The 12,022-nt window shown below is 57.3% G+C and carries 11 protein-coding genes; 8 read left to right on the plus strand and 3 right to left on the minus strand.

Annotated features, from left to right (window positions below; genetic code table 11):
• The first annotated feature begins 37 nt into the window (after positions 1 to 37).
• The 5 genes from PHU01S_RS00660 to PHU01S_RS00680 all read left to right on the plus strand — a co-directional run bounded on the left by PHU01S_RS00660 (position 38) and on the right by PHU01S_RS00680 (position 5,899).
• Positions 38 to 1,543: an FTR1 family iron permease gene (locus tag PHU01S_RS00660; protein ID WP_127505525.1), complete on the plus strand. Its 1,506-nt coding sequence runs from the start codon at positions 38 to 40 to the stop codon at positions 1,541 to 1,543.
• A 37-nt stretch (positions 1,544 to 1,580) separates the two neighbouring features.
• Positions 1,581 to 2,759: an iron uptake system protein EfeO gene (efeO, locus tag PHU01S_RS00665; RefSeq protein ID WP_127505527.1), complete on the plus strand. Its 1,179-nt coding sequence runs from the start codon at positions 1,581 to 1,583 to the stop codon at positions 2,757 to 2,759.
• 31 nt (positions 2,760 to 2,790) lie between these two features.
• Entirely contained in the window at positions 2,791 to 4,011 is a 1,221-nt protein-coding gene (gene efeB, locus PHU01S_RS00670) for an iron uptake transporter deferrochelatase/peroxidase subunit (protein ID WP_049867426.1), read from the plus strand.
• Between the two features lie 132 nt (positions 4,012 to 4,143).
• Positions 4,144 to 5,040 (plus strand): phosphogluconate dehydrogenase (NAD(+)-dependent, decarboxylating), encoded by an 897-nt coding sequence (gene gnd / locus PHU01S_RS00675; protein WP_127505529.1) that lies wholly within the window; start codon positions 4,144 to 4,146, stop codon positions 5,038 to 5,040.
• 49 nt (positions 5,041 to 5,089) lie between these two features.
• Positions 5,090 to 5,899 carry an MBL fold metallo-hydrolase gene (locus tag PHU01S_RS00680; RefSeq protein ID WP_127505531.1) on the plus strand — a complete coding sequence of 270 codons (810 nt, stop codon included), beginning with the start codon at positions 5,090 to 5,092 and terminating at the stop codon, positions 5,897 to 5,899.
• Between the two features lie 54 nt (positions 5,900 to 5,953).
• On the opposite strand, the gene PHU01S_RS00685 is transcribed toward PHU01S_RS00680, so the two are convergent.
• The 3 genes from PHU01S_RS00685 to PHU01S_RS00695 are packed head-to-tail and all read right to left on the minus strand — an operon-like array spanning position 5,954 to position 9,697.
• Positions 5,954 to 7,105, minus strand: coding sequence for a Ger(x)C family spore germination protein (locus PHU01S_RS00685; protein ID WP_048746168.1), 1,152 nt, complete (start codon positions 7,103 to 7,105; stop codon positions 5,954 to 5,956).
• Positions 7,102 to 8,628 (minus strand): spore germination protein, encoded by a 1,527-nt coding sequence (locus tag PHU01S_RS00690; protein ID WP_127505533.1) that lies wholly within the window; start codon positions 8,626 to 8,628, stop codon positions 7,102 to 7,104. Before PHU01S_RS00690 ends, PHU01S_RS00685 begins: the two co-directional genes overlap by 4 nt.
• Positions 8,573 to 9,697, minus strand: a complete 1,125-nt coding sequence (locus PHU01S_RS00695) for an endospore germination permease (protein ID WP_246029104.1) — start codon at positions 9,695 to 9,697, stop codon at positions 8,573 to 8,575. Before PHU01S_RS00695 ends, PHU01S_RS00690 begins: the two co-directional genes overlap by 56 nt.
• A gap of 118 nt (positions 9,698 to 9,815) precedes the next feature.
• Between PHU01S_RS00695 and PHU01S_RS00700 the strand changes: the two genes are divergently transcribed.
• The 3 genes from PHU01S_RS00700 to PHU01S_RS00710 all read left to right on the plus strand — a co-directional run bounded on the left by PHU01S_RS00700 (position 9,816) and on the right by PHU01S_RS00710 (position 12,004).
• Positions 9,816 to 10,391 carry a DUF1697 domain-containing protein gene (locus PHU01S_RS00700; protein WP_048746173.1) on the plus strand — a complete coding sequence of 192 codons (576 nt, stop codon included), beginning with the start codon at positions 9,816 to 9,818 and terminating at the stop codon, positions 10,389 to 10,391.
• A gap of 135 nt (positions 10,392 to 10,526) precedes the next feature.
• Entirely contained in the window at positions 10,527 to 11,456 is a 930-nt protein-coding gene (locus tag PHU01S_RS00705) for an RluA family pseudouridine synthase (RefSeq protein WP_127505537.1), read from the plus strand.
• 125 nt (positions 11,457 to 11,581) lie between these two features.
• The gene (locus tag PHU01S_RS00710) at positions 11,582 to 12,004 is read left to right on the plus strand and encodes a DUF1801 domain-containing protein (RefSeq protein WP_049867420.1); all 423 of its coding nucleotides are present in this window, start codon (positions 11,582 to 11,584) and stop codon (positions 12,002 to 12,004) included.
• The last annotated feature ends 18 nt before the right edge of the window (positions 12,005 to 12,022 follow it).

Here is a 12,022-nt window from a genome sequence, read left to right on the forward strand (position 1 = left end):
ATTATCAATATGAATTGCAATTCGGAGGCCGATACACGTGAACCTGGAAGCTGCGGCAAGTATGCGCATTGTCAGGCTGATGCTGCTCGGAATGCTGGCGGCCATGCTGATGTCAGGCCGGACCGCATGGGCAAGCGGAGCCGGCGACAGCCATGCAAAAGAGAATGTGCCCGCCATATCGGGGCAGGCGGATATCATTTATGCAAGTCTTGAAGCGAAGGACAGCCAGGCAGCCGCAGAAACATTCAAAGCCGTCAAGAAGTGGTGGGCTCTTCATAAAGCGGACGTCAAGGGCGAATCGCTCGACCTCGCCCTTGAGATCGATAAGCAGATCGCAGATCTATCCCTGTCCTTGTTGACCGAGGATCTGTCCGCAGCTCTCGATACTTCCGGCGCGCTGAGATTTTCCCTTCACAACTATGAAGACGGTGCATACGCCGGCAATGACGGCAAGACGAAGATGACGCTGGCCTTCTATGTCTCCAAGCTGGCCGATGCCAGGAACAAGGCCGACCGTCAGGATTGGGCGGGAGCCGCGAGCCTGGTCAAGCAGCTCCAGAGCCAGTGGCTGGCTGTAGAGGGCGATGTCGTCAGCCGCTCGCAGAAAGTATACAACGACACGGAACGGGATCTCGTCCTTGCGGATGCCTATTTGGCCAACGAAGGCCAAAGGCCGCAAGCATCCGCGGTCTTGAAGAGAATGGCCGACAGTCTTGCGCCTCTTGCAGAGGCTGGTTACAGCTGGTGGGATGCCGCCTTGATCCCTCTGCGGGAAGGTCTAGAGGCGGTACTTGTCGTCGGCGCGCTGCTCGTGGCCGCTGGCCGATCCAAATCGGCAGCGGCGAAGCGGTGGGTGGCGGGAGGATCGGCGCTGGGGATGCTTGTCTGCCTGGCGGCCGGTTTTGCCATCGCGATCCTTTTCTCGTCGGAGGCATTCGGCGGGAGCAGCTCGCTGATCAACGGATGGACCGGCATCCTATCCAGCCTGCTCCTGCTCTATGTGAGCTACTGGCTCCACCGCAACGCGGATATCGGCCGTTGGAACAAATTTCTGAACCGCCAGAGCGACAAAGCCGCCTCGAGCGGCCGCATGGTCAGCTTTGGCCTACTCGCCTTCTTCGCCATCCTGCGTGAAGGACTGGAGACGGTCATCTTCCTGATCGGACTGGCAGGCAAGATGAGTCTGGGAACGCTCGCAGCCGGCATCGGGGCAGGGTTTGGATTGCTGTTCGTCCTTGCCTTCATCATCCTGAAGGCAGGACAGAAGCTTCCGGTGCGGCCGCTCTTTCTGGCATCCAGCCTCGTCGTCTTTTACCTCTGCTTCAAATTTCTTGGATCCGGCATCCACAGCCTGCAAATGGCAGGGGCGATTCCTTCCGACGTGAAGGATTACTTGCCTCAGTGGGCTTCGATCAGCCTTTATCCTTCCTGGTACAGCACGCTTCCCCAGCTTGTCTTCGTGCTGCTCGCGCTGGCAGGCTCCGCGTCTGGATGGCTTAAGCGGCTCGGAGGCCATACAGGCCGGACGGAAACGGCGTCCTAAATAAAATGATTGATTATCGATAGGAGATCTGAACTCGATGAAGAAACGCGCTCAAGCTCTTACGGCATTGTCTCTTGGCGGCATTCTGCTGCTCTCCGCCTGCTCTTCGGCATCTACAGGTACTGGCGAATCAGCGGCCGATTCCGGAGCCGCCCCTTCATCGGCAGCTGCAGGCGGCAATCAGGCCGTACTGGACGGCACAACCAAAATGAAGGAGCAGACAAGCAAGCTTCAGGATGCTCTGGCCAAGAAGGACTTGGCCGAAGTCAAGCAGCAGGGCAAAGCCATCAACGATATCTGGCTGTCCTATGAAAATACGGTCAGAACGGCTTTCCCGCTTGAGTACACGGAAGTAGAAAAGCATGAAATTCCGATCTTCTCGGCGTCGGCTTACGACAAAGTGGATTTCGATGCTCTTGCGGCGACCGCTCAAAAGCTGATGCAGGCTCTTGAGGCGCTCCAGCAGGCCAAGCCGTCAAGCAGCAGCTCCTCCGAGCTGCTGGACAAGGCTGTCGCCAATTACGAGGCCTTTGTCAAGGAGCAGGCAAAAGCGCTTGCGGATTCCACCAAGGTGTTCGCGGGCCTCGTCAAATCCGGCGATATGGAAGCGGCCAAGGCGGAATACACCAAAGCGCGCGTTTATTTTGAAACGATCGAGCCCGTAGCGGAAAGCTTCGGCGATCTGGATCCCCGAATCGACGCCCGCCTGGCAGACGTGGAGAATGAAAGCGAATGGACGGGCTATCACCGGATCGAGAAAGCTCTGTGGGCGGACAAATCGCTGGCCGGCATGGATGTCTATGCCGATCAGCTGGTGAAGGACACCGAGGAGCTGGCTGCGAAGGTGCAGGATATCAAGCTTGATGCCAAGACGATGGTTGCCGGAGCGATCGAGCTGATCAACGAGGCGGCGACCTCCAAGATTACCGGCGAAGAAGAGATTTATTCCAAAAGCGATCTTGTCGACCTCGCAGCGAATGTCGAAGGCTCCAAGACGGTCTATCTGGCGATCATCCCTGCCCTCAACGAGCACAATACGGAGCTTGCGGACAAACTCGACAAGCAGTTCCAGGACATGGAAGCGATGCTGCTCACGTACCGCAAGAGCGGCGATTATGTCGCCTACGACAAGCTGACGACCGACCAGATCCGTGAAATCAGCGACAAGCTGAGCCAGCTGTCGGAGCTGATGACCCAGACCGCGGCTATTCTGTAATCCCAACCGCAGCGAAAAGGAAGTGAGCACAATGGACAAGAACCCGTCGAAAGTATCGCGGAGAGACTTTCTGAAGCTGTCTGCGGTCGCCGGCGCGGCGCTTGCTCTCGGTGGAGGAGGGGCGGGAGCCGTGCTGTCCGCTCTCGGCCAGAAGAAGGCTTCGGCGGAAGCGTCTCAGGAGACGGCTTTTTACGGGCCGAACCAGGCCGGCATCGCAACGCCCCAGCAGACCTATATGTATCTGGCCAGCTTCCGCATCCTGGATATCGGCCGAGCCGGGCTGATCGCCATGCTCAAGGAATGGACGCGCTTCAGCGACCTCAGCGCTTCGGGCGGATACAGGCAGAGCAGCGGCAACGGGCTGCTGCCGCCGGCCGATACCGGTGAAACGATGGATCTCGGAGCTGCCGGCTTGACGATCACCTATGGGTTCGGCACGTCCTTCTTCCTCGACAGAGGCTCGGACCGTTTCGGCATCGCTTCGCGAAAGCCGCTCTATCTGGAGGAGATTCCCCGGATGCCCAAGGACCATATCGAGGAAGGCTTCAAGGGCGGGGACATCGTCGTCCAGATCTGCGCGAATGACCAGCAGGTCGCATTCCACGCGCTTCGCAACCTGATTCGGCTCGCGACAGGCTCCGCCGTGGTCAACTGGACCGAAGAGGGCTTCATCAGCGCACCGGAGGGCAAGACGCCGCGGAACCTGTTCGGCTTCAAGGACGGCACCGCCAACAGCCTGCATCAGACTCCGCAAGGTTATGACGAGGTTCTGTGGGCGGGAACGGAGGAGCCGGATTGGATGAAGGGCGGATCGTACCTTGCCTACAGAAAAATCCGCATGCTGCTGGAAGTATGGGACCGTTCATCCCTTCAAGCCCAGGAGGATACGTTCGGCCGTTCCAAGGACAGCGGCGCCGCGTACGGGTCGAAAGGCGAATTCGACCCGGTCGTAAAAGCCGAGCTGCCTGCCGATTCCCATGTCCGGCTCGCGAAGGACTCCGGACAGAGCATTCATCGGCGCGCCTATTCTTATACGGGAGCAATCGATTCCAGAACCGGCCAGCTTGATGCGGGACTGCTGTTTCTCAGCTATCAGCGCAATCCGTCGAAGCAGTTCATCCCCATGCTGCGGATGATGCAGAGCAGGGACAAGCTCAACGAGTATACCCAGCATATCGCAAGCGCGATGTATGCCTGTCCCGGAGGAATCCGGGAAGGGCAGTACATCGGACAGGCTCTGCTGGAAGGGTAGGGGAAGGAGATTCCGCCATGATGGGGGAATCTCCTTTTTTTGCATGCCGCCATTCGTTCCGGGAAGACTAAGCTTCCCATTCCTTCTCTCCGGGTAAGGAAAGGAAGACAAGGATAGAGGAGGAATCGGAAGATGCATATCGGCTTGATCGGGCTTGGCAAGATGGGCATGAATTTGGGTAGGAATCTGATGGACCACGGGTATCGGATAACGGCATTCGACGTGAATCCGAAGGCCGTGGAGGAGCTGTGGAAAGAAGGAGCGCAGGGAGCCTCCACCTTGAAGGAGCTGGCAGACTCGCTGCCGCAGCCGAGAATCGCGCTCATCCTCGTTCCGCACCAAGTCGTCGACGGCGTGCTGGAAGAGCTCGGGAGCCTGTTCGCACGGGGAGACATCGTCATCGAAGCGGGGAATTCGCATTACAAGGAGACCATCCGCAGATACGAGCGGATGAAGGAAGCCGGAATCTCCTTTGTGGATGCGGGGACGTCCGGCGGCATGGAGGGCGCCAGGAACGGCGCCTGCTACATGGTAGGCGGCGATGCGGATGCATGGGAGATCGTGGAGCCGATCTTCAGGGACACGTCGGTTCCGAATGGCTACTTATATGCCGGCAAGCCGGGCAGCGGGCATTTTCTCAAGATGGTCCACAACGGGATCGAATACGGCATGATGGCCGCAATCGGCGAGGGCTTCGAGGTGCTCGAGAAAAGCGGCTTCGACTTCGATTACGAGAAAGTGGCGCGGGTGTGGAACAACGGCTCGGTCATCCGTTCGTGGCTGATGGAGCTGTCCGAACGGGCTTTCGCCAAGGATGCGGACCTCGATGAGCTGCGAGGCGTCATGAATTCCTCCGGAGAAGGGAAGTGGACGGTCGAGACGGCTCTCGATCTCCAGGCGGCGATTCCGGTCATCGCCATGTCGCTCATGATGCGGTATCGCTCGCTTGAATCCGATACGTTCACCGGGAAGGTGGTAGCGGCGCTGCGCAACGAATTCGGCGGCCATGCCGTCGTCAGATCGGAATGAATGCGGCAGGCGGCTGAGGGCATACTGGGGTAAAAGGAGCTGGACATAGATGACCGCGCTGCCGGAAGACCTGGATCTGAAAAGAACGATGATTGCGAATGTCGTCATGATCGGCAAGCCGGGTTCTGGGCATTGGGTGCTCGTCGATTGCGGAATCGCGGGATTTTCCCGGTCCATTCAGGATGCGGCGGAGGAGAGGTTCGGCTCGGCTCCACCGAAGGCAATTGTGCTGACGCACGGTCATTTCGACCATGTAGGCTCGCTGGAAAAGCTTTTGGAGGAATGGGATGTTCCCGTCTACGCCCATGAGCTGGAGCTCCCTTATGTAGGAGGCACGAAGGATTATCCCGAGCCGGATCCAGCGGCGGGAGGCGGGCTGATGACGGCGGTATCGCCGCTATATCCTCGTCATGGACTCGGACTTGGCGGACGCGTCCAGCCGCTTCCTTCCGACGGACATGTCCCGCATCTGCCGGATTGGCGGTGGATTCATACTCCGGGCCATACACCCGGCCACATTTCCTTGTTCCGGGACCGGGACCGGACCGTCATCGCCGGAGATGCCTTCATCACCGTCAAGCAGGAGTCGGCCTGGGCGGTTCTGACACAGGAACAGGAGGTGCATGGACCTCCTGTTTATTTCACGCCGGACTGGCATGCCTCCAAAATCTCGGTGCGCCGCCTGCGCGAGCTGGACCCGGCCCTCGCGCTCACCGGTCATGGAGCCCCAATGCAAGGGGAAGCGCTCAGGAAAGGCTTGTCGAGGCTTGCGGACAAATTCGATGAGCTCGCGGTGCCAAGCCATGGACGATATGCAGGGGACAGCCATGCACCCGAAGACGAGCCTCCGTTCGTATGAATCCGGGACGATGATCAGAAGAGCAAAAAACACCCCTTGGAGGGTGTTTTTTTGCTACAGCGAGCGGCCTTTGGATTTCTGCGTGCTGTCCAGGTGGACATGGACGCGAATCGAGCGGATCGACTTCTCGTTCAGGAAGTAATCCGACTTGCCGAGAAGCTTCATATATTGGCCGGGATGTCTCCGGTACAGCTCAAGCTGGAAATGGTACGGATCGGTCTTCATGGCGACCGATTTCATATGCGTCGCCATGATTTCCTCCTTGATGACTTCCTCAGCCTGTTCTTCCATCGCTCGAATAGACAGGTTCGCATTCATATCGACGACATAACCGCTGCATTCTACCGCGACATCGTAAAGAGGCTCTCCGCCGACCTCGGATATTTTCATAACGAATTTAGGGTGGGAGAGCATGAGGACGCCGGTCGCCTTGCCTCGGTAGGGAATTTTCACCGGCGTCAAGTCCAGCTTGGGATTCCGCCAGCGGATGCCCTTGAGGTCATCCATGCGCATTCGGGCCGTCATGGCATAGTCTTTGAAGAAATAAGCCCCATTGATCATGAACATCGATTTGGGGCGCCGATCCTCCAACCACAGCTTGTGGTCGATGGAAATTTCCGGAATCATTCCGATGTTGCCCGGCTCGTTCATATAGCTCCAGACTTCCCTGCTTGTCATCGGCAGGATGAACGATTTCTGCGTGTTCATCTGGACGGCGGTGAACATCATCGTATCGAGCGGCGACAGATTGAACATCGACTTCTGCACGAGAATGTCCTCGATCTTCTCGCGGGTTCCGTAGACCAGGAAATTGTACCTCGCTTCCCGGTGCCGGTTCAGCACCTCGAAGAAATCCTTCACTCCCCGTTTCATGATGTTCTCGGACAGGATGACGGTGCGCACATGCCCCCAGAATACGGGCGCTTGGGCAGTGGCGTTCGTTTCAAACAGAGCCCCCGGAATCGTCTCGCCGTCTCCTTTGCCGATCCAGATCGGGACCGGCTTGCCCAGCTCGACGTTTTCGGTGCGGGCGACGTTGGAGAAGTTCAGCACTTGGATGTAGCCCACGTACTTGCCGTTTTTGTAATCCATCGCGATGGCGGTCGCATAAGCCAGGCTCTGGATATCTCTGGAATTGCCGCAGCCTGTCAGGCAGAGCGCGGCGGAGATCAGCATGGCGGCAAGCCTCATGATCGTTAGCCTCATGATTGCTCCTCTTCTTTCTGATGGTCGCCGTCCATGCCCTTTTCGGACATGCTCGCCGGCCTGCGGCGGATGAAGTACCATGGAGCGCGCAGGAACGAGTTCAGCACATCGCGGGGAATGAGCGGAGACAGAGGAGCCAGGTAATTCGCTCCGAAGGACTGCAGCTTCGACATATAGGCGACGAATAGCACGATTCCGAGAATCAGGCCGTAGAGGCCGAAGACGGATGCCAGCAGGAAGAAAAACAGGCGAATGATGCTGATGACTGTGCTTAGCGACTGGTTGACCAGCGTCACTCCCGATACGGCTGTAATGGCTCCGATGACGACGACGGAGGGCGAGACGAGCCCGGCCCTGATGGCGGCGTCCCCGATGATCAGGCCTCCGATCGACGTCAGCGTCTGCCCGATCGGGTTCGGCAGCCGCACTCCCGCTTCCTTGAATATCTCCAGCAGCATGAGCAGCAGGAACATCTCCATCTGCGAAGACAGAGGCAGTCCAAGCCTCGACACGGATATCGTCGCCATCAGCCGGAACGGGATCTGATCCTGGTGGAAGGCCATCAAAGCGACCCAGATGCCGGGCAGGAAGATGGATATGAACAGGCTCAGCAGCCTGACCAGCCTGGCGAACGAGACGTAGGAGTAGTTGAAGTGGACATCCTCCGGCGATTTCATGATGAGGCTGATTCCGGAAGGCGCAATCAGCACCATGGGGTTGCCGTCCACAAAAATGATGAATCTTCCTGCAAGCAAGCAGGAGACGACGTAATCGGGCCTGCCGGTGAAGTCCATGAGCGGGAGGATTTTAAGACGGTTCTGCGTCAGCAGGTCCTCCAGCTGATTGATGCTGTACAAGCCGTCGATATCAATATTGCCGAGCCTGCTGCGCACGACCTCGAGAGTTTTGGGCTTCAGGATATCCCGAAAATACATCAGGACGACCTTGGTCCGCGTTCTCCTGCCGATCGTATACCGCTCGGTGACGAGCGAGCTGCTGCGGACTCTCTTCCGGATAAGGGCGACGTTGACGTCGATATCCTCGATGAAGCAGTCCTTCGGCCCTTTGATGGATATCTCGGTGCTGGATTCATAGGGAGTGCGGTTCGGCTTGTCGGACAAGTCCATATAGGCGAGGCTTCCTTCCTGGACGAACAGGAGCAGAAGCATGCCGTCATAGACGATGTCTTCCACCTCCTGCGGTCCAGGATTGCGGTCGAAGCCCTGCAGCGTCAAAGCTTCGGACAGCTGCAGCAACGGCCGCGAGAAGGAGCCGAGCTTGCGGTAGCAGGCCCCCAGTTCGGGAAGAACGAATTTATTGATCGAGATCGTATCGCATAGCCCGGTATTGTAGAGGAGCACAACTTCCTTTTCGCTGTTCTCGCCAAAGTAGGCGCTGCGGACCATGACGTCCTCGGAGCCGTTGAACTGCTTTTCCAAGGCGGCTTTCGTCCATGCACGAGGGGCTTCAGCCTGTCGGCTGGGGGGCTGCCGGGGGTCCGTTGTCTGGCTTGGACGATTCATTGGCATTCCTCCTGTCCGGTTTGGCAAATGCGGCGCAAAGCGACCATATCAAGGATAAAGGAAGCAAAACGGCGAGCGAGATCGGCATGAAGTAATCGAACATCAACAAGTACAGCGTCCAATTGTTGGCGGGCAGTATCGTGTAGACGAGGTAGCTGGCCATCACCGCCAGGATGAAGACCGCTTTCTTTCTCGAGCTGCGCAGAGGGAGGACATCCGCGAGAATGAAGACAGGCAGACTGACTCGTATCGACGCTCCTGAGAGCCACTGGAAGATCGAGAAGAAATCCAGATGCTCGACATACTGTCCGATGCGAAGCAGCCGCCACTGCTCGTAGGGCGAGGTCATCTGCATCGCCGCTTCGAGCGGTCCAAACTCGGTGATCGCCCCGATGACGGGACCGTTCATCATGATGACGATGAAGCTGCTGTACAGAAGCAGATGCCAGGGCTTTGCTTTGCCCCGGATGTGATGCTGCAGCAGCATGAGCGCCAGCAGCTCCATATAAGCCGATCCGGCGTATACCAAGCCGTTGATGACCGGCCTCCAGCCATGCTCCAGGACCGGCATGAGCAGCGTATAGTCCTTGACCGATGAATTCGAGATGCCGACGAAAAAGCCGAGGATGATGACGACCGGAAGCAGGACGCCGGAGGCGATCGCGATAATGCGGATTCCCCAGGAAGCGAGCAGCAGGCAGATCAGCACGAGCAGGATCGCAAGCTGGAAGGCGCTGCTTGCCGGGAGATAGTTGCTGACGCTCCAGTTCGCGGTCTGAATGACGGTGCCGAGTCCAATGAGATAGAGATGGATGCAGACGGGAAGAAGCAGAATCCACGACAACGCCGGGTGCGTATGCCGCGCAAGCCACGACTGCCAGTTCTGCATGGATGATTTCTTCATCATGTAATAAAGCAGGAGGCTCCATGGAATGAAGAAAGCGCCTGCGGAGATGACGGTAATCCAGGCATCCCGTCCCGAAGCGTCGAGCAGCATCGGATTGACGATGACATGGCAGGCGAGGCCGTTGGAGAGCATGAGAATCATCAGGGCTTGAAACATGTTCATTTTGTAGGACGAGGTTGACATAGGCTCACATCCGGTCAAGAATTGATAAACGATAGTTTGCGCCATCCATTTTTTTCTATACCTGACTGTTCCGACAATCAGGCGGGAAGGGGAAACCATGATGCCGGCATCCAACGATTGGATCATTCTGCTGAGAGGAATCAACGTAGGCGGAAAGGCGCGAGTCCGAATGGCTGATCTCAAGGAAGCTCTGGAGGCAGCGGGACTGATAGAGGTGAAGTCGTATATCCAGAGCGGCAATCTGATTGCAGGCCGCGGCGGGACGGAGGATGAAGTGAAGGCCTTGATCGAGGGGGCTTTCAAGGAGAGATTCGGATTTCATTCGGAGGCCATGCTGCGTACAGTCGAGCAGTGGAGCTCCGTCCTTGAGTCGCTTCCATTCCGCTTGTCGGAGATCGAGGAGGCCGAGTCGAAGGAACAAGGAGAAAGCCTCTATGTCTGCTTCCTGCACGATGCTCCCGCAGAGGAGGCGGTCGGCATGCTGCGCGGGCTCGAATCGGCCGAAGAGAGGTTCGCCGTCCGGGGAAGGGAAATCTATCTGCTGTTCCACGGAAGCATCCGGGATTCCAAGCTGGCGGTCAAGCTTGGACGTCTCGCGCCGAATTCGACGGTGCGCAACTGGAAGACCGTAGTGAAGCTGAAGGAGCTTGCCGACGGGCGCAACACTCCTTAACTGGCTGGACGCAGGAAGGCTTGCAGACTCGCAAACGCTGTTTTTAACCGGACTGCCTGTATGGTATAGTTGTAGGGCTGATTGTGAACATAAACGACTTTATACCTGTATAGGCCCATACCGGAGGTTTCCTTGATGAGCAGAAAGAAATTCAACGCCCCAAAAGCAAAGCCGCCGGCAACCAGGCAGTATGCCGTTCAAGAGCCGGCGGAATTGCTTGCTTTTTTATTGATCAAGCTGTCCGGCGCCGGACGCAACTCGGTGAAATCCATGCTCGCGCGCGGTCAAGTTTCCGTTGATGGCCGCCCTTCGACCGCATACAACCTGCCACTTGCTCCCGGTCAGACCGTGACGGTCCAAACCGAAAAGACGGTAGAGGCTCCGCCCCTAGCAGGGTTGTCGATTCTCCATGAAGACGATCATGTCATCGTCATCCGCAAGGATGCGGGACTGCTGTCCATCGCATCGCCGAAGGAAGCGGAAATGACCGCCTACCGCCAGCTTATGGCCCATGTCCGCGCCAAGGATCCGGCCGGCCGGATTTTTGTCGTGCACCGTCTTGACCGGGATACCTCCGGCGTGATGATGTTCGACAAAAGCGAGGATGTCCAGCAGAAGCTTCAGAACAACTGGCAGGAAGCGGTGAAGGAGAGAACGTACATCGCTTTGGTAGAAGGCAGAGTATCGAAGGCGGAAGGGACGATCTCTTCCTGGCTGAAGGAAAGCAGCACGTTGAAAATGTATTCCAGTCCGCATCCCAACGGCGGGCAGCATGCCGTGACCCACTACAAAACGATTCAGTCCAGCCCCGGCTTTTCGCTGCTGGAGGTCAACCTGGAGACGGGACGCAAAAACCAGATCCGCGCCCATATGGAAGAGCTGGGACATCCCGTCGTAGGCGACAAGAAATACGGCTCCAAATCAAAGGCGATCGGCAGGCTCGGGTTGCATGCAAGCGTGCTCGCTTTCATCCATCCGGTGACGGAAAGACTGATGCGCTTTGAGGCTGACATGCCGAAGTCGTTCTTGAGTCCGTTTCGGACCGGTTCGGACAAGAAGAGCTGATTCCTTGGCGGAATGCTGATATCCACTTGTTCAGCAGGAAAGCAGAGCCGTTTAGCAGAATGGATGCTGAGCGGCTTTTTTCAATTTGTTGTCAACGGCTTCATCCAAAAAGGAGGGATTCGCTCATGCCTGAACCGAAAACGAAAGAAACCGACGACAGCGTCTTGGAGTTCATTGAAAACGTCGATTCCGTCAAGAAGCGCGAGGATGCCTTCAAGCTGCTGCAGCTCTTTGCCGAGACGACAGGTTATCCGCCGAAAATGTGGGGACCGAGCATCATCGGATTCGGCAGCTATCATTATAAATATAAGTCGGGTCATGAAGGCGATGCTCCGCTGGTCGGATTCTCGCCTCGCAAGGCCAAGATCAGCCTGTATTTCGCGACGGGCGATACCGAGCGGGAAGCCATGCTGAAGGACTTTGGGAAATATACGGCAGGAAAAGCCTGCGTCTACATCAATAAGGTGGAAGACATCGACACGGACGTTCTAAGGGCCTTGATTGCCCGGTCGGTTGCGTTTTTGAAGGAGACTTATCCGGGAAACTGACCGGCGCGCTGTTGTTGA

Origin of the sequence: Paenibacillus humicus NBRC 102415 (assembly GCF_004000905.1) — a bacterium.
Taxonomy (GTDB): domain Bacteria; phylum Bacillota; class Bacilli; order Paenibacillales; family Paenibacillaceae; genus Paenibacillus_O; species Paenibacillus_O humicus.